At 30.1% G+C, this 26,626-nt stretch carries 26 protein-coding genes; 11 read left to right on the top strand and 15 right to left on the bottom strand.

The features are described from left to right. Window positions 1-2: 2 nt before the first annotated feature. Genes GYM72_RS09205 through GYM72_RS09195 form a run of 3 tightly spaced genes read right to left on the bottom strand, consistent with a single transcriptional unit; the run spans window position 3 to window position 3,381 of the window. A complete protein-coding gene (locus tag GYM72_RS09205) occupies window positions 3-1,001 on the bottom strand; it encodes a glycosyltransferase family 2 protein (RefSeq protein WP_220264190.1) in 999 nt (332 codons plus the stop codon). 11 nt (window positions 1,002-1,012) lie between these two features. After that, entirely contained in the window at window positions 1,013-2,317 is a 1,305-nt protein-coding gene (locus GYM72_RS09200; RefSeq protein ID WP_220264189.1) for a nucleotide sugar dehydrogenase, read from the bottom strand. A gap of 11 nt (window positions 2,318-2,328) precedes the next feature. Continuing rightward, window positions 2,329-3,381, bottom strand: a complete 1,053-nt coding sequence (locus GYM72_RS09195; RefSeq protein ID WP_220264188.1) for an NAD-dependent epimerase — start codon at window positions 3,379-3,381, stop codon at window positions 2,329-2,331. 947 nt (window positions 3,382-4,328) lie between these two features. On the opposite strand from GYM72_RS09195, the gene GYM72_RS09190 reads away from it, so the two are divergent. From GYM72_RS09190 to GYM72_RS09180, 3 genes are all read left to right on the top strand, one after another. Then, complete coding sequence (locus GYM72_RS09190) at window positions 4,329-5,567, top strand: LTA synthase family protein (protein ID WP_220264187.1); 1,239 nt, start codon at window positions 4,329-4,331, stop codon at window positions 5,565-5,567. A 238-nt stretch (window positions 5,568-5,805) separates the two neighbouring features. Continuing rightward, window positions 5,806-6,378, top strand: coding sequence for a 5'-nucleotidase (locus tag GYM72_RS09185; protein ID WP_220264186.1), 573 nt, complete (start codon window positions 5,806-5,808; stop codon window positions 6,376-6,378). An 11-nt stretch (window positions 6,379-6,389) separates the two neighbouring features. Then, on the top strand, window positions 6,390-7,322 hold the full coding sequence (locus GYM72_RS09180; protein WP_220264185.1) for a bifunctional UDP-sugar hydrolase/5'-nucleotidase: 933 nt from the start codon (window positions 6,390-6,392) through the stop codon (window positions 7,320-7,322). Here the strand turns inward: GYM72_RS09180 and GYM72_RS09175 are convergent. Then, complete coding sequence (locus GYM72_RS09175; protein WP_220264184.1) at window positions 7,310-7,969, bottom strand: YggS family pyridoxal phosphate-dependent enzyme; 660 nt, start codon at window positions 7,967-7,969, stop codon at window positions 7,310-7,312. The genes GYM72_RS09180 and GYM72_RS09175 overlap by 13 nt on opposite strands. Window positions 7,970-8,119: 150 nt before the next feature. Further along, window positions 8,120-10,606, bottom strand: coding sequence for a glycoside hydrolase family 3 protein (locus tag GYM72_RS09170; RefSeq protein ID WP_220264183.1), 2,487 nt, complete (start codon window positions 10,604-10,606; stop codon window positions 8,120-8,122). Between the two features lie 261 nt (window positions 10,607-10,867). Here GYM72_RS09170 and GYM72_RS09165 point away from each other — a divergent pair, with 261 nt between their 5' ends. After that, on the top strand, window positions 10,868-11,167 hold the full coding sequence (locus GYM72_RS09165; RefSeq protein ID WP_160542867.1) for a DUF3817 domain-containing protein: 300 nt from the start codon (window positions 10,868-10,870) through the stop codon (window positions 11,165-11,167). Window positions 11,168-11,325: 158 nt separating this feature from the next. On the opposite strand, the gene GYM72_RS09160 is transcribed toward GYM72_RS09165, so the two are convergent. Together GYM72_RS09160 and nadE are read right to left on the bottom strand one after the other, a co-directional pair. Continuing rightward, window positions 11,326-12,069: a YebC/PmpR family DNA-binding transcriptional regulator gene (locus tag GYM72_RS09160; RefSeq protein ID WP_220264182.1), complete on the bottom strand. Its 744-nt coding sequence runs from the start codon at window positions 12,067-12,069 to the stop codon at window positions 11,326-11,328. A gap of 192 nt (window positions 12,070-12,261) precedes the next feature. Continuing rightward, window positions 12,262-13,050, bottom strand: coding sequence for an NAD(+) synthase (gene nadE / locus GYM72_RS09155; protein ID WP_220264181.1), 789 nt, complete (start codon window positions 13,048-13,050; stop codon window positions 12,262-12,264). A 54-nt stretch (window positions 13,051-13,104) separates the two neighbouring features. On the opposite strand from nadE, the gene GYM72_RS09150 reads away from it, so the two are divergent. The 3 genes from GYM72_RS09150 to hemB all read left to right on the top strand — a co-directional run bounded on the left by GYM72_RS09150 (window position 13,105) and on the right by hemB (window position 15,572). Further along, window positions 13,105-14,121 carry a gliding motility protein GldB gene (locus tag GYM72_RS09150; protein WP_220264180.1) on the top strand — a complete coding sequence of 339 codons (1,017 nt, stop codon included), beginning with the start codon at window positions 13,105-13,107 and terminating at the stop codon, window positions 14,119-14,121. 42 nt (window positions 14,122-14,163) lie between these two features. After that, a complete protein-coding gene (gene gldC / locus GYM72_RS09145; RefSeq protein WP_160542863.1) occupies window positions 14,164-14,490 on the top strand; it encodes a gliding motility protein GldC in 327 nt (108 codons plus the stop codon). Window positions 14,491-14,594: 104 nt separating this feature from the next. Further along, a complete protein-coding gene (gene hemB / locus GYM72_RS09140; protein ID WP_160542862.1) occupies window positions 14,595-15,572 on the top strand; it encodes a porphobilinogen synthase in 978 nt (325 codons plus the stop codon). 168 nt (window positions 15,573-15,740) lie between these two features. On the opposite strand, the gene GYM72_RS09135 is transcribed toward hemB, so the two are convergent. From GYM72_RS09135 to recJ, 7 genes are all read right to left on the bottom strand, one after another. Beyond that, entirely contained in the window at window positions 15,741-17,915 is a 2,175-nt protein-coding gene (locus tag GYM72_RS09135) for a SurA N-terminal domain-containing protein (protein ID WP_220264179.1), read from the bottom strand. 153 nt (window positions 17,916-18,068) lie between these two features. Next, window positions 18,069-18,326, bottom strand: a complete 258-nt coding sequence (locus GYM72_RS09130) for a hypothetical protein (RefSeq protein WP_220264178.1) — start codon at window positions 18,324-18,326, stop codon at window positions 18,069-18,071. Beyond that, on the bottom strand, window positions 18,307-18,621 hold the full coding sequence (locus tag GYM72_RS09125) for a co-chaperone YbbN (protein WP_105296559.1): 315 nt from the start codon (window positions 18,619-18,621) through the stop codon (window positions 18,307-18,309). Before GYM72_RS09125 ends, GYM72_RS09130 begins: the two co-directional genes overlap by 20 nt. 23 nt (window positions 18,622-18,644) lie before the next feature. Further along, the gene (locus GYM72_RS09120; protein ID WP_220264177.1) at window positions 18,645-19,283 is read right to left on the bottom strand and encodes a peroxiredoxin; all 639 of its coding nucleotides are present in this window, start codon (window positions 19,281-19,283) and stop codon (window positions 18,645-18,647) included. 372 nt (window positions 19,284-19,655) lie between these two features. Next, the gene (locus GYM72_RS09115) at window positions 19,656-20,285 is read right to left on the bottom strand and encodes a 7-carboxy-7-deazaguanine synthase QueE (RefSeq protein ID WP_220264176.1); all 630 of its coding nucleotides are present in this window, start codon (window positions 20,283-20,285) and stop codon (window positions 19,656-19,658) included. Between the two features lie 51 nt (window positions 20,286-20,336). Further along, a complete protein-coding gene (gene nadD, locus GYM72_RS09110; RefSeq protein ID WP_220264175.1) occupies window positions 20,337-20,912 on the bottom strand; it encodes a nicotinate (nicotinamide) nucleotide adenylyltransferase in 576 nt (191 codons plus the stop codon). A gap of 9 nt (window positions 20,913-20,921) precedes the next feature. Continuing rightward, window positions 20,922-22,634 carry a single-stranded-DNA-specific exonuclease RecJ gene (recJ, locus tag GYM72_RS09105; protein WP_220264174.1) on the bottom strand — a complete coding sequence of 571 codons (1,713 nt, stop codon included), beginning with the start codon at window positions 22,632-22,634 and terminating at the stop codon, window positions 20,922-20,924. A gap of 121 nt (window positions 22,635-22,755) precedes the next feature. Here recJ and GYM72_RS09100 point away from each other — a divergent pair, with 121 nt between their 5' ends. The 4 genes from GYM72_RS09100 to GYM72_RS09085 all read left to right on the top strand — a co-directional run bounded on the left by GYM72_RS09100 (window position 22,756) and on the right by GYM72_RS09085 (window position 26,157). Then, complete coding sequence (locus GYM72_RS09100) at window positions 22,756-23,247, top strand: hypothetical protein (RefSeq protein ID WP_160566366.1); 492 nt, start codon at window positions 22,756-22,758, stop codon at window positions 23,245-23,247. Window positions 23,248-23,368: 121 nt separating this feature from the next. Further along, window positions 23,369-24,727 (top strand): orotidine-5'-phosphate decarboxylase, encoded by a 1,359-nt coding sequence (pyrF, locus tag GYM72_RS09095; protein ID WP_220264173.1) that lies wholly within the window; start codon window positions 23,369-23,371, stop codon window positions 24,725-24,727. A 17-nt stretch (window positions 24,728-24,744) separates the two neighbouring features. After that, entirely contained in the window at window positions 24,745-25,311 is a 567-nt protein-coding gene (gene ruvC, locus GYM72_RS09090; RefSeq protein WP_160542990.1) for a crossover junction endodeoxyribonuclease RuvC, read from the top strand. Window positions 25,312-25,323: 12 nt separating this feature from the next. Further along, complete coding sequence (locus GYM72_RS09085) at window positions 25,324-26,157, top strand: hypothetical protein (RefSeq protein WP_220264172.1); 834 nt, start codon at window positions 25,324-25,326, stop codon at window positions 26,155-26,157. On the opposite strand, the gene GYM72_RS09080 is transcribed toward GYM72_RS09085, so the two are convergent. After that, the gene (locus GYM72_RS09080) at window positions 26,154-26,537 is read right to left on the bottom strand and encodes a DUF4293 family protein (protein WP_220264171.1); all 384 of its coding nucleotides are present in this window, start codon (window positions 26,535-26,537) and stop codon (window positions 26,154-26,156) included. The genes GYM72_RS09085 and GYM72_RS09080 overlap by 4 nt on opposite strands. Window positions 26,538-26,626 lie beyond the last annotated feature (89 nt).

Below are 26,626 nucleotides of genomic sequence, written 5' to 3'. Positions count from 1 at the left end.
TTTTATTTTCTTTCATATCGCCATTTAAATAATTTATACCCATAATTTACAGGTAAATTTTGAAAAATATTTTTTTTCTTTACATCTATAGTAAACAAAGAAGAAAAATAATCAAGAATTTTTAAACTTGGTGATTTTTTTAAACGTGAGTAATTATGTTTCCAATAGTCTATATCTTTTCTCATTACTTTATATTGCATAGTAAGAGCTAATTCTTTAAATTTAATAATATGGTTTAATATATATTTCTTTCTTAAAGAAGATTCTTTGTAATATTCTTCAGCCATACGTTCTAAAATCGTATGAATGTTTTCAAAGTATACCTTTTTCTTATTAAAAATAATAGAATCTCTGTGAAGATTATATTTATAAGTTATTTTGTTAACAAATGCTATACTATCCAATCTAAGAGCTGTATGAAAAGACCATAATTCATCTTCTGCATATAAGCCGTTAGCAAAGTAAATATAATTTTGTTTTAAAAAATTTAATTTAATAAGTTTATTCCAAGCAGAAACTGCCCATTCTCCCTCACAAAAATATTTTAAAATGGTATCATTACTAGTAAGAAAATTCAGACTATCATTGAATTTGAAAATTGGATATTCAGAATTAGAAAAAGTATCAATAGCAGTTATTTGTCCAATGGTCATAGTTGCATTTGTTTCATAGGCTTTTAAATATAATATTTCAATGCAATCGCTCGTAATTTCATCATCTCCATCCATAAAAAAAATATATTCTCCCTTAGCATTGTCAATACACGTATTTCTTGCAGCAGCAGCACCGCTATTCTCATTATGCTCAATAATTCGTATTTTATCAGGAAATACATTTTGAATGTTCTTAATAATTTGTATGCTATTATCTTTCCCCCTGTCATCAACTATCAAAATTTCAATATTAGGATATGTTTGATTAAGTACAGAATTAATGCAACGTTCTATATATTTTTCGCATTTATAAACTGGGATAGAAATAGTTATTAAAGGATTTTTCATGGTACAAATTTTTAAAGACGTTTATCAACCATTTCTTTGCCAAAGAATGATTTACAATCATAAATGAAGGAATTTTTTTTCAAATATTTTTTTAAATTAAATTTTTTAAAAATATTATGAGAAACAGCTAAAATAATTCCATCATATACTTGATCTGGTATAGTGTTTATGTTTTTTAACCCAAATTCTTTTTCAACGTTCTCAGAAATAGCAATTGGATCATAAACCCAAACGGAAATACCGTATTCATTAAGTTGATAAACAATATCTATAATTTTACTATTCCTAATATCGTTACAATTTTCTTTAAAAGTTATTCCTAAAATTAATACTTTAGAATTGTTTATTGTAATATTCTTTTTAGCCATTAACTTAATAACTTCAGAAGCAATATAATGAGGCATGGAATCATTTAATTTTCTCCCTGCAAGTATAATTTCTGAATGATAACCAATTTTCATAGCCTTTTGGGCTAAATAGTAGGAATCTACTCCAATGCAATGGCCTCCGACTAGCCCTGGTTTAAATGGTATAAAATTCCATTTAGTTCCGGCAGCTTCTAAAACTTCTGTAGTATCTATTTCTAATAAATTAAATATTTTTGCCAGCTCATTAACAAAAGCGATATTTATATCTCGTTGAGCATTTTCAATTATCTTAGCAGACTCTGCCACTATAATACTACTTGTTTTATACGTGCCAGCAGTAATAATTGATGCATACAAGTTATTTACAATGTCAGCAATATATGGAGTTGAACCAGATGTAATTTTTTTTATTTTAGATAAAGTATTAATTTTATCTCCAGGATTAATTCTTTCCGGAGAATATCCTGCGAAAAAATCTAAATTATATTTTAATCCAGATATTTTTTCAATAATAGGAATACATTCTTCTTCAGTACAGCCTGGGTAAAATGTAGATTCATAGATAACTATATTTCCTTTTTCAATTACCTTACCTATAGTTATATTTGCTGAATTTAAAAAGCTCAAATCTGGCTTGTTAGATGAATCGACTGGAGTAGGTACTGTAACGATATATATGTTGGAATCACTTATGTCTTGTAAATTTGTTGTAGGATAAAATCCGATATTATTTTTAAAGCTGTTTGTAGAATTCACTAATACTTTTGATATTTCTTCTGATGCTATTTCTAATGTTATATCCTTAAAATTCATTAATTGAGAAATTCTTTCAGATGATATATCATAACCTATAACCTTATATTTTTTAGCAAATTCAATAGCCAAAGGTAGCCCAACATATCCAAGACCGATTATACATATCTTAATATCTTTAAAGTAAGACAGCATGATTATTTCAATTATATAGAATAATAATTTCTATACCATGTAATAAAATTTTTAATTCCATCATTGACGGAAACCTCAGGTTTATAATCTAATGTTTCAATTAAGTCAGTAACATCAGCATATGTAGATGGGACATCACCGGGTTGTATAGGGAGTAAATTTATGATAGCTTTTTTATTTAATTTATCTTCAATAGTTTTAACAAAAGTCATGAGTTCTACAGGCTTACTATTACCTATATTATAGATCTTATATGGAGCTTGAGAAGAAGATGGATCAGGATCCATTGTGTTCCAATTTTTATTTTCTTTGGGCGGATTGTCATTTACTTTTACGATACCTTGAATAATATCAGATATATAAGTAAAGTCCCGCTTCATGTTACCATAATTATAAATATTTATTGGTTTATTTTCTAAAATGGCCTTGGTAAAAATAAAAAACGCCATATCAGGTCTCCCCCAAGGACCATATACAGTAAAAAAACGTAATCCAGTTGTGGGAATACCAAATAGATGGCTATAGGTATGGGCCATTAACTCATTACTTTTCTTACTAGCAGCATATAAACTAACAGGATGATCAACATTATCTTTAGTAGAAAAAGGTTGTTTGGAATTTAATCCATATACACTTGAACTACTGGCGAAAGTCAAATGTTTTACGGGATAATTTCGACAGCATTCTAAAATATTAATAAAACCAACTATATTAGAATCAATATAAGCATTAGGATTTATTAATGAATACCTAACTCCTGCTTGAGCTGCTAAATTAATAACGTAATCAAATTTTTTTTCAGCAAATAAATGTTCTAATTTAATTTTGTCTTCTAAATTGAGTTTTATAAAAGAAAGATTGGGATGTTTAGCGCTTACAATGATTTTATTATATTCAAATTCCGAATTGTTAAAACCTAATTCAACAAGTCTTCCATATTTTAAATTAACATCATAATAATCATTAATACTATCAATTCCAATTATCTCATCTCCTCTTTTGGCTAAATACTCAGCTAAATGGTACCCAATAAACCCTGCTATTCCAGTTATAAGGATTTTCATCTACTTAAGATAATTATAATCTTTACAAATATAAATAATATTGATTTAATTAAATTTAATTAAAAATAGTATGTTGAAATGAATATTCTCTATAAAGTGATTTATTCTATGATAAACATAGTAAATATTAAAAGTTCCTTATATTATGTTGTGTAATATAATAAATTATATTATAGACAAAAAAATTTTTAAAAAATTTTTTTAAATAAAAAATCTTATATAATGTATTTTGTATATTTTAAATACATAAATACTAAATTATTTATACCAATGTTTAGTTGGTTAAAAAAATTAACTATATTTGGGGAGAAGATGAAATTTTTGAAATTATATTAAAATATGATACAAATAATATTGTTCATTTTACCTGCTTTTATATCTGTATCCTTTCTTGAATATTTATTAAACAAATCAACTAATTTTTATATATATATTAAAAGAGCTATTATTTTTATTAACGTAATAAATTTTATGGTTATTGGAAGCTTTTATTTTTTAACCAATATAGATTTGTCTTTAGAAGATAAAAGTTTATATACAATAGGTTTTTGTATAAAATATTTATTATTAGCATTAATATTTGCAATATTAAATTCAGTAATAGCTTATGTAATAATTAAAAAAGTTAAGACAATTTTAGTTTTTAGAGGAAAATAATGTTTAAAACATTTAAAAAGCTAGTACAAATATTTTCATATATCACCATATTTATTTCTATACTTATATTTAGTACAGCAAATTGGATTATTAATAATTTTAATGGGGTTGTTTTTGAACAACTATGGTTTCATATAAATGTCCGTGATTATAATCCCAATCATGAATATATATTAAAATTAATTACAAAGTCTTTAATTTTTTCATCAATTGTAGTTATATTATTAATAATTCTATCTACAAATTTTTATAAACCTAATAAATTATTTTTATATATAAGAATTTTTAAATTGAAAAATAAGTTTCAATTATATCCTATTGTTTTTTTAAAAAACTATAGGAATGTATCTATTTTTTCTTTTATAACACTAACGATATCTATATGGTTTTTTGCTACACATATAAAGGTAAATAACATTTATAATTATTTTTTTAAAGAAACAGATTTTTATAATGAAGAATACATTAATCCTAAAAATGTAGACATTAAAATTCCTAAAAATTCCAATAATTTAATCCTCATTTATTTAGAATCAATCGAATCAACAATGCAATCAAAAAAAGAAGGCGGTTGTTTTGATACAAATTTAATACCCGAATTAACCAAGTTGGCTAACGAAAACCTAAATTTTAGTGCAACAAAAAACGTTGGGGGAGGTATTCAAGTTAGTTTTACTGGATGGACTATAGCCGCTATGGTTTCATCAAATTCAGGTCTCCCTTTAAAAATTCCATTGAAGGGCAATGATATATCTACATATGAATCTTTTTTGCCAGGAGTAATTACCTTAGGAGATATACTTGAAAAGAATGGATATACTCAATTATTAATTCAAGGATCAGATTCGAATTATTCAGGCATGAAAAAATTTTTTCAATTTCATGGAAATTTTAAAATAGTAGACTATATCTATTTTAAAGAAAAACAAATGATTCCGAAAGATTATTTTGTATGGTGGGGAATAGAAGATTCAAAATTATTTGAGTTCTCAAAACATGAAATAAATCGATTATCTCAGAAAAAAAAGCCATTTAGTGTTATTATTAACACCCTAAACACCCATTTTTCAAATGGGTATTTAGAGTCAGAAGCTAAGATTTTATATAAAGAACAATATGCCAATGTAATATCTTATTCAAGCAAACAAATATATGATTTTATAAAGTGGATTCAAGCACAGCCCTTTTATGAAAATACCACTATAGTCTTGTTAGGAGACCACTTGTCTATGGATGAAAAATTTTTTAATAAAATTAAATGTCCAAGATACCCCTATAATTGTATTATTAATTCGAGAAAAAAACCTATTCAATCTAAGAATAGAAAATTTACAACCTATGATTGGTTTCCAACAATTATTGAAAGTATAGGAGGAGAAATAAAAGCTAAAGGTCTAGGGTTTGGAAGATCACTTTATAATGATCAGAAAACTCTAATAGAAATAATGGGGAAAGATAGCTTAGAAGCAGAATTAAATAAAAATTCAAATTTATATGAATCCTTTTGGTCTAAAAATAATTTCTATTAAAAAATTGTGCATCTAATGGATTTTATATAATTTTAAATCAATAGATTATAATATTATGAAATTAATTTGTAAGGTGATTTTTTTAAATTTCCTTTTATTGTTATTGATACATTGTAAAACAAATAAGGTAAAAGAAGTATACCAAATACATCTTAATAAAAAGATTACTGATTCAATTAAATCGGATTCACAAATTATAAATTTCATTTATCCATATAAAAAACAATTAGATTCAATAATGAATCAACCCATTAGTTATGCCAATGTAGACTTCACCAAAGCAGGATACTCCAGCAACGAAGGAAATCTATTAGCAGACTTAGTGTTGGAATATGCTAAAAAGTATGCTAAAACAAACAATAAACCTAAACCCGATTTTTGTTTGTTAAACAGCGGTGGAATCAGAACCATAATCCCTAAAGGAGTAGTTACTGTTGAAAACATATTTGAAGTATCGCCCTTTGAAAATGAAATGGTTCTTTTACAATTGGATGAATTTCAAATGAAAGAAATGTTTGATTATTTAAGAATTGAAAAAAAAGGACATCCATTGGCAGGAATAAAATTAGTATATAAGAAAGATAAATTGATTTCTGCACAAATTGAAGGTAAAGATTTTGATCCGACAAAAAAATATTGGGTAGTTACCATAGATTATCTAATGAATGGCGGAGATAGAATGAATTTTTTTATGAAATCTGATGCCCAAGAAATCACTCATTTAAAATTACGAGACATTCTACTAGAGCAGGTAAAAAATTACAAAGTATTGCCGGACATTAAAGATCAAAGATTAGTATTTGAAGATTAAAAAAAATTCAAATGAAAAGAAGAGATTTTATCAAAACAGCTACTTTAGCCGGAGGAGCTTTAAGTTTTCCCTCCCTATCATTTGCTTCCCGTATATTACATTCAGACAAAAAAATAACCATAGTACACACCAATGATCAACACAGTAGAATAGACCCTTTTCCGGCGACTTATACCAAAAATCCCAATCAAGGAGGTTTTGCCAGAAGAGCAACTTTAATAGATGCTATACGAAAACAGGAATCACATGTATTATTATTAGATTCGGGTGATGTTTTTCAAGGAACTCCTTATTTCAATTTTTTTGGAGGTGAATTGGAGTTTAAATTAATGTCAACCATGGGATATGAAGCTTCAACTATGGGAAATCATGAATTTGATAATGGATTAGAGGGATTTAAAAAACAACTGCCACACGCTAAATTTGACTTTCTTTGTTCAAACTATGATTTTAGCAATACGCTGTTGGAAGGATTAACCAAAGATTATAAAATCATAAAAAAAGGAGGCATTAAAATAGGATTATTTGGATTAGGCGTTGAATTAGCCGGATTGGTAGAAAAAAAGAATTATTTAGAAACTAAATATCTGGATCCTATAGAAATTGCACAAGATCGAGCAAGAATGCTAAAAAAAGAAAAAAGGTGCGATTTAGTAATTTGCCTTTCCCACATAGGATATAAATATCCTAATTTTCCCGATAAAATTTGCGATGTAAAATTGTGTCAGCAAACAACGAATATAGATTTAATACTTGGAGGCCATACTCATACCTTTTTTAAAGAACCGGAAAAATATCTAAACAAAGAAGGCAAAGTAGTATTGCTCAATCAAGTGGGATGGGCCGGTTTATTATTAGGCAGAATTGATTTTCTCTTTACCCAAGATAATACGTTAAAAGAAATAGCTTATCAAACAATTCCCGTAAAAAATTACACCGTATAATTTCGCTTTCCAAATAATTTAGATCCAATTCTAACCATATTACTTCCGCACTTTATGGCAATTAGATAATCATCCGACATGCCCATGGATAAAATCGATAGATTATATTCATTTTGATGAGTTATATAAAAATCATGAAGAGAAGAAAATTCTTTTTCAATTTGAGCTGTGTTATCAGTAAATGAAGCCATACCCATAAGACCAAGAATAGTAACATGTGGAAACATTCCATCCTTTTTAAGCTTAAGTATTTCAAGAGCCGACTCGAAAGTTAATCCATATTTAGATTCTTCTTGAGCTATTTTTATTTGTAATAAAACAGAAATCGGGCGATTGTTTTTTACCGCCTCTTTTTCAATAGTATCAAGCAATTCCAAACGATCCACAGAATGTATCAGATGAACAAAAGGAGCAATATATTTTACTTTATTCTTTTGTAAATGCCCAATTTGATGCCAGCGAATATTTTTAGGCAATTGATTATATTTTTCAACCAATTCTTGAACTTTATTCTCACCGAAATCGATTTGTCCACACTGATACATTTCTTCAATTTCCTTTGCAGGATGAGTTTTTGAAACGGCTATTAATTGAACATTAGAGGGTAAAGTTTCTAAAGTTGTTTGTAATGAATCTTTTATAGACATGGGTTGAAAATGTATTTTTACAAAGGTTAAAAGTACTAATAAATTTTTTGATAAAATAATGGGAGAAATATAGTATATAAAAAAGAGCGGAAAATATTTTATTTTCCGCTCTGTTAAATTAATATGACTTTAAAAATAATGGATTTTGATTTATCTATTTGATTTTAAATCTTGAAAATTAAGATCATTATTTAACACATTGTTTACTTTTTCAACAATTAACTTATTTGGTAATGTAAAATTAGATACTTGCTTAGTGTTAGTAAGAGACGAGTTAAACTCAATTTTATAGATTCCTGCATCGGCAATCCATGCAGAAGCCAGAGGATTAAAAGAAGCTAAGTCTTTGGGTTGAAGTTCAAAAAATACCACTTGAGTTTCTCCCGGTTTCAATACTCTGGTTTTAGCAAATCCCTTTAATTCTTTTGATGGTTTATCTATATTCCCTTTAGGAGTTGAAAGATACAATTGAACAACTTCTTTACCTTCAACACTTCCGGTATTTTTAACTTTAAGAGAGATCAAAAGTTTTTGATTAAATTCAGCGGAACTCAATACAGGTTCAGAATAGTCGAACTTTGTATAAGAAAGGCCATACCCAAATTCATAAGATGGAATAACATTAAAGGTGTTAAAATATCTGTATCCCACATATATGCCTTCCTTATAGGATACGTCAGTTGGTTTTTCTGCCGGAACTCCGTCAAAATTAGAAGAAGAAGAAACATCTGTATATTTAACAGGTAGGGTTTGAGTTAATTTTCCGGATGGATTCACAGCTCCTGAAAGTACATCGGTTATAGCATAGCCACCTTCCTGACCGGGAAGACTTGCCCAAACTATAGCATCTACTTTATCTTTCCAACTGGAAGTTTCAATAGCACTTCCTGAATTTATAATCACAACCACTTTTTTATTTTGTTGATGAAATGCTTTTGATACTTCAGAAATTAAATTTTGTTCTTTTTCGGAAAGATCAAAATCATCAGGAATTTTTCTGTCTCCGGATTCACCCGCTTCTCTTCCAATAGTAATGATTGCAATATCATTTTCTTTAGCACTGTTTTGGATCGCTTTTTCCTTAATGGTCGGCTGAGTTAAAGTTGGTAAGATAGCGAGTAATTTTTTCTTTAATTCCTCAGTTTTAGCTAATTCCTCCTTAACAAATTGAGAATAGGTTTGATTTAAATTTTTATCAATCACATAACCGTTATCTTCCAATCCTTTAGGTAAAGAAATTACATACGCTTTATTTACATTTCCACTTCCTGTTCCTCCTGCTATAATATTATATGAACCACTTCCAAATAAGGCTATTTTACTTCCTTTATTTAAAGGTAAAGCCCCTTGCTCATTTTTTAATAAAACCATACCTTCTGAAGCTGCTTTTCTGCTTAAAAGTGCATGGGATTTCAAATCCGGATTATTAGTTGGTACATAACCGGCTACCCGTGGAGATTTATAGATCATTTCCAATACATTTCTCAAGCAATTATTTACATCTTCTATAGAAAGACGTTTAGTTTCAATGTATTTTTTAAGGGTTTCAAATTGTACTTGTGTACCCGGCATTAATAAATCATTTCCTGCATGTAATTGCTTTGCAAATATATCTTCATCATAAGAATCTTTACTTATTCCATCATGGCTGGTATCACTTATAGCTGATACATCGGCATATCCGCCAAACCAGTCTGTAATTACTGCTCCTTTGAAGCCCCATTCGTGACGTAAAATGGTAGTTAATAAGTCATAACTTGCCGAAGTGTAAGTCCCGTTAATTTTATTGTAAGAAGACATAATGGTTGCTGGATTAGATTCTTTAACAGCAATTTCAAATCCGCGTAGGTAAATTTCTCGTAACGCTCTTTGAGATAGATGAACATCTAAGTCCATTCGATTGTTTTCACTATTGTTTGCGGCAAAATGTTTTAAAGAAACACCCACACCGTTTTTTTGAATTCCTTGTGTGATCGCTGAAGCGAATTTACCTGCTATTAAAGGATCTTCTGAGAAATACTCGAAATTACGCCCACACAAAGGGTTGCGAATGATGTTTAACGCCGGAGCCAATTGAATATCCGAGCCATATTTTAAGGCTTCATCTCCAATAGCATTTCCTACTTCTTTAGCTAATTCTGTATCCCAAGTGGTCGAAATAAGGGCCCCTACAGGAAAACCTGTGGCATAATAAGTTCTTGTTTCTCCTTTTCTTTTATAAGAAATGCGGACACCTGCAGGACCATCGGTAAATATTACTGCAGGAACGCCCCATTTGTCAATGGGTGTAGTTGAACCTGCTGACCCGGGAATAAGGTAGCTTGGTATTGTGACTCCTTTAGGGTCTATAGCTTCAAACCCTTTCAACATTTCAAATCCAACCATTCCCGTACCCAAGAGTAAATGTATTTTATCATCAACAGATAAACGAGAAATTAAATCATTAATTCTTTCATAATCCGACAGTCGAGTATCTTCATAAGGTTGTAGTTTTCCATCTTTGTTCCAATCAGAAAATCTTTGATTATTAACAACGATTTGAGGATAGGTTTGCGCCTTACTAAGGTTAAATGCGCAAAAACCGGCTAATGCATATAATACAAATCTTTTTTTCATCATATTATTTTTTTTTCTCATAAGGTACAAATTATTTATTATATATTAACATAGACATGATATAAATTAGGTGTTAAGTGTCTTGCTATTGCTATATAATATTCAATAATTGATATACAATAAGATATATATTCTGATTTTATATAATAAAAAAAGATGAAATTGATCTAAAGATGTATTCACATACAGTGGTATCTAAATAAAAAGATAATACGAACCATTTATGTAAATGCGAAAATTATCTTGATAATTGATTATTTTTGTACAAGTAAAGGTAAGCAAATGAATAAAAAAAAGGTAGAAAAATATTTTAATTTAGCTTGTTATGCAGAATGCATAAGTTGTTTCTTACTTTTTTTAGTAGCCATGCCCTTAAAATATTTTTTTCATTATACCTTATTTATGATTCCGACGGGTATGATACACGGTTTATTTTTTACCGCATATATTATATTGGCAATTTTAGTTAGAAAGCATTATAAATGGGATGATGAAGATTTTGTATTTGTATTAATGTCAGCCTTTTTCCCGTTCGCAACGCTATGGGTCGAAAAAAAATTAGCTAAGATCAATCGAACATAAATTAACCAATTTTAGATTTCCGGTTGTAGAAATCAACTAATAATTTAAAATTGTTTAAATTATTATCAATGATTTAACAGGAATACAATAGATATAAAAAAATAAAAAGCTTCTTATAAGCATAAGAAACTTTCTATTTTTTATATATGTAAAAAATTCTAATTTACAGCTTTTTGCAATTCTTCAGTAATTTCCATATTATGAAATACTTGTTGAACATCATCATCGTCTTCAAATTTTTCAAGCATTTTCAAAATAGTTTGTGACTGTTCTAACGGAAGAGCTTTTGTATTGTTTGGCAACCTTTGTAATTCCGCACTCTTAGGCTCTATACCCAATTCTTCAAATTTGTGGTTTATAGAACCAAAATCTTCAAAAGAAGAGGTTATAATCACTTCATTTTCATCTTCTTCAATTTCTTCGGCTCCTGCGTCAATCATTTCTAATTCAAAACTGTCCCAATCCATAGTAAGATTTGACTTATCTAAGGTAAAAATCCCCTTTCGATCAAAAATAAATGTAAGTTCTCCATTTTTTCCCAGATTTCCTTCAAATTTGTTAAATATAGCACGAACATTGGCTACAGTCCGGGTAGGATTATTAGTAGTACATTCTAAAAAAATGGCAATTCCTCCCGGTCCATATCCTTCATAGGTTATTTCATCGTATTGTTCTGCATCTGCCCCTGAAGCCTTTTTAATCGCTCTTTCTACATTGTCTTTTGGCATGTTTACACCTTTAGCATTAAGTAAACAACGACGAAGTGCCGGGTTAGATTCAGGGTTAGGACCACCGGCTTTAACAGCTATTGCAATTTCTTTACCAATACGGCTGAACTGTTTTGCCATTTTGTCCCATCTGGCTAATTTTGAAGCTTTTCTATATTCAAATGCGCGTCCCATAATCAAGTTTAATTTCTAAAACAAAAATAATAATTGAATGAGTTTTAGAAAAATAAAATATTAATTTTTAAATCTTTTTTACATGTTTAACTATTTGATGGTTTGTTCTCTTTTTACAACTAATGCATAGATAAAACTAAGAACAATCAATAGTATAGTAAACTTGTAGTAAAATAGTATCCTTTACAAAGGTTAATCAAGTAATTCTTTAGGAATTTGACAAACTGGAATAGGATTAATTTTATGTTGAGCAAGTCTGTTTAATCGATCATAAATTTCGAAAACTTCACGTTCTCTTCCTGTAAAATCAGAAGCCTTATGATTTTCATGAACATTCATTGCCCACTCCAATTCCGGATAGGAAGCTCCAATTTGGTCTTCATCAGATCGGTCATCAGTCCAAAGACCATCGGTAGGTTTCGCCTTCTGTATAGACTCGGAAACATGTAATTCTTTGGCTATTTCAAATACCTGGCTTTTTAAAAGGTCGGCAATAGGGCTTATATCAACTCCACCATCTCCATATTTAGTAAAAAAGCCGATACCAAAATCCTCTATTTTATTACCTGTTCCACAAACCAAGAAATTGTTGAGTCCTGCATAATAATATAAGGCAGTCATACGAAGACGAGACCGAGTATTGGCTAAAGATAAATTGTTTTTTTCATGAGATTCATCCGCTTCTAAATCAGATTTTAAAGCCTCAAAAGTGTTGGTGAGATTTATAGTTTTTCCGGTAACATTTGTATAGTGTTCAGTGAGATATTTTATATGTTCTCTGGCTCGCGTAACTTGATCTTCCGGTTGATGAATAGGCATTTCTAAAACTAAAACGGGTTTACCGGTTTGTGCAGCTAATGTAGAAACTACAGCGGAATCTATTCCTCCGGATACTCCTACAACAAATCCTTTTGCCCCACTATTTTTGAGATAATCGTTTAACCAATTAACAATATAGGAAATTACTCTGGTTGTTTTCATAATATTGTATCTTTGCGCGTAATATTATATATTTAAAAATCAAGTGTAAAGATAATGAAGATTATTAAATATCTTACAGTATTGTTACTAGTAATAAGCTGCACTCATAAAAGCAGTAAAGATGATTTGAATAAGAGGTGGAAAGTAGAGGTTAGCGAGATACAAGAACCTATTGAAATTCATGATATAGCAAAAGATTTTTACAATTTAGATATTTCAATACCGGATTTTAGAAAAAAATATCCTTTTTATTTAAGTCAAAATACCCCGGATTCCCGATTTGAAAAAGATCGAAGGGATAGTACAGAACTCAATATTTATTCTGAAATAAAGAAAAAAGTTTCTAACGATAGAATTAAAACAGAATTAGAGAACCTATTTAAGCATATCAAGTATTATTATCCGGAATTTAAATCTCCCGAAGTATATTTATATTCATCATTTACCTCAGATTATTTGAATCCGATTACTTATATTCCACAAAATAATTTTTTACTTATTGCTACAGATTGCTTTTTAGGCTTTGGTAATAAATACTATAATATGATGAATATAGATAAATATATCCAGAGAACAATGAGCATGGAATATTTTTCATCAAAAACGGCAAAAGAAATAATTAAAGGAATGGCAATAGTTCCGCGAGAGACGAACAGCCAATCTTTTGTTTCACAAATGATTTATCAAGGTAAAATTTTGGTTTTGGAAGATGCCTTTCTGCCTGAAGTAAAAGATTGTTATAAAATAGGATATACCCAAGACCAGATAAATTGGGCGAAAACTAACGAATATGAAATATGGAATTTCTTTATTGAAAGTAATTATGTGTTTAGTGATGATATTTCTTTATCTGATCGGTTTTTATCGTTAGCGCCTTTTTCTAAATTTTATACGGAGGTAGACTCTCAAAGTCCGGGAAGAATAGGTTGTTGGACCGGATGGCAAATTTGTAGAAAGTACTTACTTGAAAATCCTCAAGTAAGCCTACAAGACTTTATTAAAAATCCTAACCACGAGCAAATATTTGCCAAGTCCAAATATAAGCCCCATCCTGAGATAGATTCACACTAATATTTAAAGATACAAAACAACGTAATATTTTAATAGGAGCTAATGAAAGAAACTGAAATAAATTTTAATGTACAATTAGATGAAAACCATATACCCGAAAAAATTGTATGGGCAGCCCCAGACGGAGGAGTAATTGGAGCAGAAAGTAAAGCCATTTTATTATCCGTTTGGGATGATAAAGTTAAAGAAGCTTTAAGGATTGATTTGTGGACCAAAGAAATGCCTGTTGATGATATGAAGCGGTTCTTTCATCAAGTATTGCATTCTTTAGGAGATTCTTATCAGAGAGCCACAGATGAGGAAGAAATAGCAGAAGAAATAAGAAAATTTGCAGAATATTTTGCAGATAGGAGTGGTATAAAAATGTAATATTATTTTTAAACTGAATAAGATTTTATTTATCTTATTGGTTTTTACCAAATTCTTTTAAATTATACCTTTTAAGGTCAACTATTAACACGAAATAACAAAAAATGATACTATATAATAGAAATAGAAGATTAAGATCAACTCAAGCCGTAAGAGATTTAGTAAGAGAAACGATTTTAACTACCGATGATTTTATCATGCCGATATTTATTGCAGAAGGAGAAAATATAAAAGAAGAAATTTCTTCTATGCCGGGAATATATCGACAATCATTGGATTTAACAATTAAAGAGGTTAAAGAATTATGGTCTTTAGGAGTTAAAGCGGTGAATATTTATGTAAAAATCAATGAAAATTTAAAAGATAATACAGGCAAAGAAGCATGGAATAAAAACGGCTTAATGCAAAAATCAATCAAAGCTATTAAAGATGCTGTACCCGAAATGGTAATTATGCCGGACGTCGCTCTTGATCCTTATTCAATTTACGGACATGACGGAATTGTTGAAAACGGTAAAATTGTAAATGATGCAACCGTGGATGCTTTGGTAAAAATGAGTTTAAGCCATGCAGAAGCAGGAGCAGATTTTATTGCTCCAAGCGATATGATGGATGGAAGAGTTGCAGCAATTAGAGAAGCATTAGAAGAAAATGGATTTGATGAAGTAGGTATTATGAGTTATGCAGCGAAATATGCCAGTTCGTATTACGGTCCTTTTAGAGATGCTCTGGACAGTGCTCCCGGATTTGGAGATAAAAAAACCTACCAAATGGATTACGGTAACAGTAAAGAAGCCATCAATGAAGCATTGAAAGATATTGAAGAAGGCGCAGATATTGTTATGGTAAAGCCGGGTCTTCCTTATTTAGATATAGTCTCTAAATTAAATGAAATAGTAGATGTGCCTATTTCGGTATTTCAGGTTAGTGGTGAATATGCCATGATTAAAGCGGCTGCAAAAAATGGATGGTTAGATAATGATAAAATTATTATTGAAAGCTTAACATGTATAAAAAGAGCAGGTGCCGGTCTTATTTCTACCTATTTTGCTAAAGAAGCTGCTAAACTATTGAATCGATAAATTGTAAGTAATAAATATTTTATAAGAAGCCTCTTTTATTTCGATAAGAGAGGTTTTTTATTTACAATAATAAAATAATTAATTCGAAAATTGTTAGAGGAAGTATCACTAAAAACAAAAAAGCATACTTAGTTATAAGTATGCTTTTTTTAATATTTATTGTCTAAATTATTTTTGTTGTTGATTTAACAAGATACCTCTATAATCGGTAATATCTGACTCTTGAACTAATGATCTTAAAAGTAAAGAAGGCATTTGTTGAGCATATTGACTCATTAAAGAGGTTTTAAGCTGTTTTTTGTCTCCAACTTGTCCTTTAGTAATCGATTTAGTTACAATTACATAAACTCCGCTTTTTCCTTCAATTGCTTTTGAGGTAATTCCTTGTTTTAACCCAAATGCAGCACCACCCACCTTAGGCTCAAATTCTCCGTTCACTGATGGATTATCAAAACTTATTGAAGCATTGCTTTTTGTAGTTTTAAATTCAGTTGCTAAGTTGTCAAGTGATTTGTTTCCTGAATTTACTTTTTCAGCAATTACCTTACCCAGCTTTTCATTCCTTACCTCAGTTTCAATTTCATCTCTAACTAAAGAAGGATCTGCTAACCCTTTACTAAATAAAGATGAAACTCTGGCTACAATATAACTTTGGTCACCCGTAGTGAATACTTCAGTATCACCAAGTTTTCTTTTAGAATCAAAAGCCCAAGCAATAATATCAGAATCTTTATCTGTGTGTAATCCGTTCAACATAGAACCAAAACGTACTATACCTCGTTGCTGTTGTGGTTTATAGTTAGATTTTTTAGCGAAATCAATAAATTCTCTTGATGACTTTCCTTGAATGGATTGTATGAAATTGGTTGATTGTTTACGGGCAGTCTCGATAGTTTCCTCAGAAGGTTTAATTTCTTTCGCAAGATCTGCTAGTTTATAAACAATTTCATCCGGTTTCCTTTGAGATATCATTAATACCAAATATCCCTGAGGAGTTTCAATAACTTCTGCTTTATTTGTAGGAGAAGTTTCTAAAAAACGTTGTAATTTTTTATAAGGAGCAGGAAAATCTTGAGCAGTTGTTAACTTCATTTCACCATTATTCGAGGAAGCCGTCGGATCGTCTGAATATTGAGAAGCTAATTTTGCAAAATCACTAGGATTAGCATTTAATTTTGCCGCAAGTTCATCCGCTTGTTTTTTTGCCTGATCCTTGTTTCTGGCAGTTTTAGGCTGTATTTGCTGAGCTCCGGTGTAACTTATTAATATATTTTTAGCAGTTACAGAATCCGTATTTTTTTTAGCTATTAATTTAGATAATACATAGTAACCATTATCTTTATAAGCATTAGAAATTTGTCCGATAGAAGCATTTTTTACCCAATTTTGTATGTTTTGAGGTAATTGCTTTTCGCTTCTGTATTGAGAGATAAAAGGTTTATCTGCAATTTGTGCGGTATTTAATTCGCTGATATATAGTGAATCATTTTTAACGGAACCAAATGCTTGAATGGTATCCCCTTCAATAATGGATTGAGACAATAAGGCATTTAAAGAGTGTAATGTGTGATTTTCATCGGAAGGAGTAGGTTTTGCAGAGAAATATACAAAATCTAGCGTTCTGTTTTCATCAATTTTAAATAAAGATTTATGTTTTTCAATATAAGCTTTTAAATCTTCATCTGTGACTTTAACAGGGTTTGATTTCTGATATGTATTATAATCGATTTTAACGTATTCAATATCTGCAATATTGGATTGATTTTGTGCTAAAAGTTCAATTTCCTTGTTATTGGTTAACATTCCGGAACCATAAGTCCCTAAATATTGTTTACCCATTGCTTGATAACCAAAATTCTTTTTTAAAGTCATCATAGTTTGGAAATATTCTCTGTATTGCGGAGAGGCATTTTGGCTTTCTTCCATTTTTTGAAATTCATCCTGAATCAATTTGGTATTAATATTTCCACTTTTATCTTTGAATTGAGGATTGTTAAATAAAGGAGAGGATTTGGCCATATTCCAAATCATTTTATCAGTTAAAATTAATCCTGAGGCATTAAATTTTTGCTCAATTAATTTTTGTTCAATTAACGAATTCCAAACTTGTCCTTCAAGTAAATTTTCCGGATATTGCCCTTGGTACTGAGAAGAAAGAAGACTAAGTTGACTATAATATTCCTGGCGTGAGATCGCTTCTTTGTTTACTTTTCCCAAAACATTGGGATCTTTCTTGCCAATTCTGCTCCAATCAATTCCACCTAATAAAAATAATAATAATGCTACAGCAACAAAACCTATTAATAACCCGTTTCTTTTTCTTATTTGTCCAAGAATAGCCATTTATTCGTAATTTAATTTATTTTAATTTACGAAATTACGGTTTCGACATGAAATATGAAAATAATATTTACCTTAATAGTCATTTTTAAAAATAAAAAAACCTCACAAGAAAAATCTTGCAAGGCTTTTAAAAATTAAATTTAAAAGTATAGACTATTTATCAATTGATCCGAGGACACGTTTCATAAATGCATTTAAAGCATTTTTTTCATCCATACCCTCTCTCATTAGCTTATTAACTTCAATAGCTCCGTACATATTAGAAAGCACTTCTCCTAAAACATCTAATTCTTCATCTTTAAAACCCGGAGCTTCCGTTAAGTTCTCTAAGGTTTCAATCGTTTCATTGATATAATCTTCATCATTATTTTCAATGAATTGAGTTAAATGTTTAATTATGGGTAACTTCATTTACTAATTCTTGTAAAGGTTCTATTTTATTTGTTTGTATTTGATTAACCAGCTTTCCGTCTTTAAAAGAAGCAAAAGTCGGCAAGTTGGTCACATTTGCTAATTTTCTGGATTCAGGAAATTTTTCTGCATCGACAATTAAAAAAGGAATGGTGCTGTTTTCTTCGCCAATTTTTTTAAATTTCGGCTTCATAATTTTACAGTTTCCACACCATGAAGCAGCATACTGAACGAGAACAATCGGAGATTCTTTGATAATTTCGCTTAAATTATCTTCTTGTAATTCTTGTACCATTTTTTTGTTTTTTTAAATTATGATTAATGAGAAGATAAATATTCCGATACTCCTTTACGATTGGCATTCATCGCATCTTTTCCTTCTTCCCAGTTAGCAGGACATACTTCACCGAATTTTTGAACATGAGTATAGGCATCTATAAGGCGTAAATATTCTTGAACATTTCTTCCTAATGGCATGTCATTAATACTTTCATGGAAAACTTTTCCCTCTTCATCGATTAAAAAAGTTGCTCTGTATGCAACATTGGATCCTTTTAATACCACAGTTTCATAATCTTCATCATATTCGGAAGATTCAATATCTAAAATTCCTAAAATATTAGAAAGATTACGTGTTGTATCTGCTAAGATTGGATAAGTAACTCCTTCTATACCGCCATTGTCTTTAGGGGTATTTAACCAGGCAAAGTGTACTTCGTTAGTATCACATGAAGCTCCTAAAACTATAGTATTTCTTTTTTCAAATTCAGGTAGTGCTTGTTGAAAAGCATGAAGTTCCGTGGGACAAACGAAAGTAAAATCTTTAGGATACCAAAATAATAAAACCTTTTTATTTTTTTTAGTTGCCTCCTCAAAAATATTGATCTTTAAATCATCCCCCATGTGATCCATGGCATCTATTGAAATGTTTGGAAATTTTTTACCTACTATTGACATAATTTTATTGTTTTGTTTATCAAAATATTATTTCATTTTTTACATTTCAAAATTAGTCAATAAAACAAAGTCCCTACGTTGTGTAAGCATAATTCTTTTTTATTGAAGAATAAAAAAAAACTATATACATAAAAAAATTTCACGATAACTTCCCGAATTTTTTATTAAGATAGTAAAAAAAAATAATTTATCCTATTAAATGATATAAACTCAAAAGGATGAATTATTAAAAGATATTGAAATCTGATAGTAATCGTTTATAAAGGCATGATTCTGCTAATTCAAATAAAGATTAAAGGCATTAAAATCTAAAAAATGAAGTGCAGAAGGGTTTTTTAATGATATAGGATTAGACTTTATCAATTGCTGTTATTAAGGAATGTTTAAATATTTATGAGTTTGTAAAGAAACTTGCCATTTAGGGTTTTTCATCACATAATCAATGATTTTTGGAGTAACTTTATTCCTATTACTCCATTCAGGTTGTAAATATAAAATGGCATTATCATTTACTTTAGAAGCCTGTTCTTCCGCAAAAATAAAGTCATGATTATTATAAACAATTACTTTTAATTCATTTGCTTTTGCGTACACACTTTCGAGAGGAAGGGCTGTTTTTTTAGGAGACAGACAGATCCAATCAATATGTCCCGATAGAGGATAAGCTCCCGAAGTTTCGATATGTATTCGGCAGCCCAAATTTTTTAGTCTGGACGTTAAGGGCTCTAAATTCCACATTAAAGGTTCCCCTCCGGTTAAAACAATGGTTTTCGATTGGGAAGCAGCTGTTTCGGCAATTTTATCTACAAAACTAACCGGATGAATAGAAGGATTCCAACTTTCTTTTACATCACACCAATGACATCCTACATCACAACCGCCTATTCTTATAAAATATGCAGCCGTACCGGTATATCTACCTTCTCCTTGAATGGTGTAAAAATGCTCCATAATAGGTAATGATAGACCGGATTCTAAATCCATAGTTATACTATCTTCCATTTATTTATAATTTTTTAGCAAAAAACAACTTGCAAAATTACAAAAAAGTAATTATTTATAAAGATTGCTTCCATCAATATAATTGAAGACTTCCGGAGGAAGCATGGGACGAACATTTTTATGTTCTTTAATCATGGAGCGTATTAAGGTAGAAGAAATTTCAATGATGGGAGCGGAAATTTTATGAATACGAGGATGGTCCATAGTTTGTTCCTTCTGAATACTGTTAATTCGAGGATAAACAAATAAGGAATGATATTTTAAAATTTGTTCATAATTTTTCCATTTATGAAATGAATTCAAATTATCTTCTCCCATTAGTAAAACAAAATCATAGGATGGATATTTTTCTTTTAGTACAACCAACGTATCAATGGTATAGGAAGGTTTGGGTAAAGCAAATTCAACTGAAGAAGATCTGAAATGAGGGTATTTTTCAATGGCAAGGTTTACCATTTCCAATCTGTGATGATCTTTTAACAGAGTAGATTTATTTTTGAAAGGGTTTTGCGGAGTTACAACAAACCAGATTTGAGTAAGGCCTGAATTTTCAATGATATAATTAGCAATGATTAAATGTCCTATATGAATAGGATTAAATGATCCGAAAAATAAACCAACTTTCATTCAACAAAGTTACAAATCCTCATAAAATTTAACATCTTTAATTTGAAGTTGATAAAAAGTTTTGCCTTGCCAATAATTTTCATATAAAGTGAAAACCATATCAAAAGGATATTTTTCAAATTTAGGCAAAAGATGACCCATTTTAAAGGCGATAGCTTCAAATGAATTTTTAATGGAATCTTGGAAAACAATAATTTTTAAATGGGAACGATCTTTACCCATAAGCGTATAATCGCCTCCAAAATAAACATTTCTGGCTAAAAATACCGGGCGCAAATTAGCCGGACCAAATGGAGCAAAATAACTGATAAGTTTGAAAAAACGTTTATTTATTACGGATAGAGATATTTCTTCGTCTATTTCAATAGTAGGCGTCCTTTGGCTTTCCTTAATCGTTTCTTTAACAACAGATTCAAATTTTTCTTTAAAGGGTAAAAAATTCTCTTTTTTTATCGAGAGCCCTGCAGCATACATATGACCTCCAAATTGTTCCAAATACTCAGAGGTTTTTTCCAAAGTTTTATAAATATCAAAACCGGTAACACTTCGAGCAGAAGCAACCAGGTCTTTATTTTTTCCTTCTGTAAAGACTAAAGTAGGCCTGTAATATTCTTCAATTAATCGGGAAGCTACAATTCCAATGACCCCTTTGTGCCATTTGCGATTAAAAACAATGGTGGAATAAGTGCTGGTTTGACCTGTTTTTATAATTTCTTGAATGGCTTCGGAAGTGATATAGGCATCAAGCTCTCGACGTTCGTTATTAAGCTCATTAATTTGAGTATAGATCTTTCGAGCTTCAATGTCATTAGTTGTAATAAGTAGCTTTACAGCATTGCTTGCATGGCTGATTCTTCCTGCAGCATTTATTTTAGGAGCTATTCCAAATACAATATTATTAATTGAAAAAGCTTCACGAGTTTCTTTGGGTAAAAAAACCTTTAAACCTACTCTGGGTTTTTCCAACAATTGTTTCAAACCAAATGCAGCTAAAATTCGATTTTCACCGGTTATCGGTACAATATCGGCAGCGATACTGATAGCTACTAAGTCTAAGTAGGGAAATATATCTTCCTGTGGAATTTGTTTTTGGGAGGACAAAGCTTGTATAAGTTTAAAGCCAACTCCACATCCACTTAAAAATTTATAGGGATACTTGCAATCTGATCTTTGCGGATCTAAAATAGCAACCGCTTCCGGAAGAACTTCATCCGGAAAATGATGATCGCATACGATAAAATCAATGTTTTTATCTTTTGCATAAGAAATCTTATCTTTTTCTTTAATTCCGCAATCTAATGCAATTATTAAGGAAAAACCATTAGCAGCGGCAAAATCGATGCCCTGATAAGAGATGCCATACCCTTCTTCATATCTATCCGGTATATAATAATCGATATGTTTATAAAAAGAATTAAGAAATAGATACATCATTGCCACAGAAGTAGTACCATCCACATCGTAATCTCCATAAATAAGTATTTTTTCATTAGTATTTATGGCTTTTTCGATTCTTTCTACAGCAATGTTCATGTCTTTTAGAAGAAAAGGGTCATGAAGTTGATCAAGCGAAGGTTTAAAAAAAGTTTTAGTTTCATCAAATGTAGAAACACCTCGTTTTAAAAGAAGGCTGGTAATTTCCACAGGGAATCCCAGTTCTTCAGCTAGTTTTTGGGCTTTATTTGGATCAGGTTGAGGTAAAATTAACCAACGATTTCGCATAGTTTACAAATGTATATAATTTTAGTAAATATGAGTACTTTGATTTTATCTTTTATAATTATAGAAGATTGGCTAAAAAAAGATTGAATGTTTTTATATATTTGATTAAAAATAAAATATAATGGAAAAATTAAGAATTTTATTCTTTTATGTATGGCTGTTTAGCTTATACTCTTGTAATCCGGGACCCGGAAAATTTAATGACAATTTAATGGAAAATTTAAATAGAGCAGACAGGGAATATACCACCTTTTATGCTTTGGTTGAACAGCACCCTGATACCGGTGACTTTGTTTCCGTCACCAAAAAAGGAAAAGTTGCTTCTGAAGAATTAGAAAAATTGATCAACAAAATTAACGGCTATGAAGTACCCAAAGATGGGGAAGATTTAAAAAACTTATGTGAAGAGTATATCCATAATATGATTACGTCGATAAAAGGATTTACTTCAAAAGAAAAATTAACAAAAGATCAATTTGAAAAAGCTCTGGAAGACATGGATGTAAATGAAGTTAAATTAAATGAAATTGACGGTAAAATTGTAGAAGCCCAAAAATCATTTGCCAACAAAAGAGGGTTTGAGCTAAAAGATTCATCATCAAATAAAAGATAAATATGGATAAATTTTATTATTGTTACCAAAGTGTTAAATAGTTAAGGAATTTAATTTCTCTTAGTTTTTTACAAACACTTAAATTTATTAATTTATTACCTTTGCTTAAATCAAAAGAAAGATGATTAACAAAGAAAAATTTTTACTCAAATCTTATGAACTGGGAATAATAAAATTTGGTGAATTCACTTTAAAAAGTGGGATTCTTTCTCCTTTTTACGTTGATTTACGACCATTAGCCTCCAGTCCGGAATTACTAAGCGAATTGTCACAACTTTTATTGGCTATGCTAAAAGATTGTAGGCACGAACTTATTTGCGGTGTTCCCTATGCGGCTTTACCTATGGCTACGGCGATGTCTTTAGAATCTAAAGTGCCATTAATTATAAAAAGAAAAGAGAGTAAAAATTACGGGACGAAAAAAATGTTGGAAGGGATCTTTAAAGAAGGACAACGTTGCGTACTCGTGGAAGATGTAATAACAAGTGGGAAAAGTTTGCTTGAAACGATAGAAGAGGTAGAAAAAGAAGGACTAAAAGTAAAAGATATTGTTGTAGTGTTAGATAGGCAACAAGGGGGTAAAGAATTATTGGAAAGCAAAGGATATCATGTTCACACTTTATTCAGTATTGAAAATGTAATTGATATTCTGTACAATCATGAATTTTTAAATCAATCACAAGTTGTTAAAATTAAAGACTTTCTTAAAGAAAAACCAACGGTACAATTAAGTGCTCCTCGATTAACCTATGAGGAAAAATTAAAATTACAGAATCATTCGGTTTCTAAGAAGCTGATCGAAATTGCATTATCAAAAAAAACCAATTTAATAGCTTCCTTAGATACCCATAAATCTGCAGAAATTTTAAAATTAGCCCATCAAATAGGGGATTCCATTGTGGCTGTTAAATTACATTCAGACATAATTTCAGACTTTACTGAAAATTTTATACACGAATTGAAAGAGATTGCTGCAGCTAAAAACTTTTTATTATTCGAGGACAGAAAATTCGGAGATATAGGTAATACACAACATATGCAGTTTACCGGAGGAATTTATAAAATTTCAGAATGGGCAGATTTAATAACCTCTCATGTTATAGCCGGAGAAGAAAGCTTACAAGTATTTGGTGAAAAAACCGGAGTAGTGACTATTGCAGAAATGTCGTCAAAAGGAACTTTAACAGATGAAAATTATAAGTCGAAAGCTATCGAAATTTCAAGTAAAGTATCCAATGTAATAGGATGTGTTGCCCAATCCAAACTACCTTCTGCTTTATTGTTATTCACTCCGGGGGTGAATTTAACTGAATCAGGAGATTCCAAAGGTCAGCAATTCAATACCCCTGAAAAAGTATTCTCCGACTATCATACAGATTTTATTATTGTCGGCAGAGGCATTTACGGAGCTAAGAATCCGGAAGAAGCTGCCAAGAAATATAAAGAAGAAGGCTGGAAAGCATATTTAAAGAATTGTTAAGATTACATTATTAAAAAATTTTGACGGAAAGAATTATAATAGGAATCGATCCCGGAACGAATGTTATGGGATTTGGGATTATTAGTGTAGTGGGTAATAAAATGAAGCTTTTGTGCATTGATGAGCTAATTCTTAAAAAGGTTGAATCCCATGCATTAAAGCTTAAAAAAATATTTGATAAAACCTTGTCGCTGATTGATACCTATCATCCGGATGAATTGGCAATTGAAGAACCCTTTTACGCTAAAAATGTTCAGTCTATGTTAAAATTAGGCAGAGCGCAAGGTGTGGCTATGGCTGCCGGCTTACTAAGAGAAATTCCTATTACAGAATATTTTCCTAAAAAAGTTAAAATGTCAATAACAGGAAACGGTAATGCATCCAAAGAACAAGTTGCAGGAATGTTAAAAACTTTATTGAATTTAAAAGATTTTCCTACTCAATATTTGGATGCTTCCGATGGACTGGCTCTGGCAGTATGCCACTTTTTAAACAGTAGAACTCCCTCATCGGCAAATACTTCAAAATCATATTCGGGGTGGGATTCCTTTGTAAAAAATAATCCAAAAAGAGTGGGCAGTTGATAAGGCCGTGAAATGAAAAAATCGATTGAAAGGTTTTTAATTAAAACTCAATTGTGGGTTTCTTTCATGATTTCTTTATTATGTCTATTTTTTGGAAGTTTAAACCACTCCGTAAATTACAACAGAATTGCAATAATTTTTTTTTCTGCCTTAGCTGCTTATAATTTTATTTGCTTTCAAAATACTTGGTCGCGAAATATCTTAAAAAAACTTTCTTTTCATATTTCAATCATCAGTTTAATACTTGTGGCTTTTATAATATGTAAGGAAAAAGATTTACTACAATTTTTTCATATTGCATTTATTGGAAGTATTGTAATCATGTATAATTCGGACTTTATAAAGATTCCATTTAGAAACATTCCTTTATTAAAAATTTTTATTATATCATTTGCATGGGCCTATGCGATTCTATATATAGGAAATACGGGTAATCGTAATACTCTCTCAGAATTTTTAATTCTGTATTTTTTTATCATAGGTATAACCCTGCCTTTTGATATTTGCGACATGAAAAAAGATGTTATTTGTACAATACCCAACTATTTAGGAATACGAAAAAGCAAAGGTATTGCTTGTATATGTTTATTTCTATCTGCACTAGTTTTTGCTTTGACTTTTTATAAGCAAAGCGATTTAATCTATGTGACAGCATGGGAAGTGGTGTGTATAATCAGTATGGGTATGGTAGTATTTATGGGAAAAACACATCAATTTTTTTACACCCGTTTTTGGATGGAAGCTTGTTCTGCCTTACCCATAATTATTATATGGTTGCAAAAAATAAGAGTCGTTTTATTTTATAAAACGACTCTTGCACTCATTAAAAGTTGTTATGAGTTTTAACGGAATCTATCTACAGATTTTATGAGCTTTTCATCCTTATTGATGTACTTATTTGCCATGGCAAGCAGAATAATCAGCAGGACCGGGACGAGTAGCTCAACACCTTTCTCAGGAAGTGTAGTGCTTCCTCCAGATGAATTTAGCAAATCATAAACCATAAAACCGATCAACAATACGTTTATAATTATATTTATATAATTAATTTTTTTTTGAACATTTCTGCTTTTAAAGCAGAATAGGGAAATAAAAGCTAACAATCCGATGAGGAACAAAAGGAACATATCTGTTAAATCATTAGGAATGAAATCGGTTATATAACCGACAGCAAATCCTAGTATACCGGCTAATGATAGATAAATACTTTGAATTCTTTGGATCAAAATTTCGCTTTTTTGAACAGCAAATGTATAAAAAATTAGCGTTTTAATAAAATATTTTGTAATATTGCTGAATAATCTACTAAAGATTA

Source organism: Apibacter sp. ESL0404 (genome assembly GCF_019469245.1).
Classification (GTDB): domain Bacteria; phylum Bacteroidota; class Bacteroidia; order Flavobacteriales; family Weeksellaceae; genus Apibacter.
The sequence above is the reverse complement of the archived record's forward strand: the minus strand, read 5'-3'. Positions and strand labels throughout refer to the sequence as shown.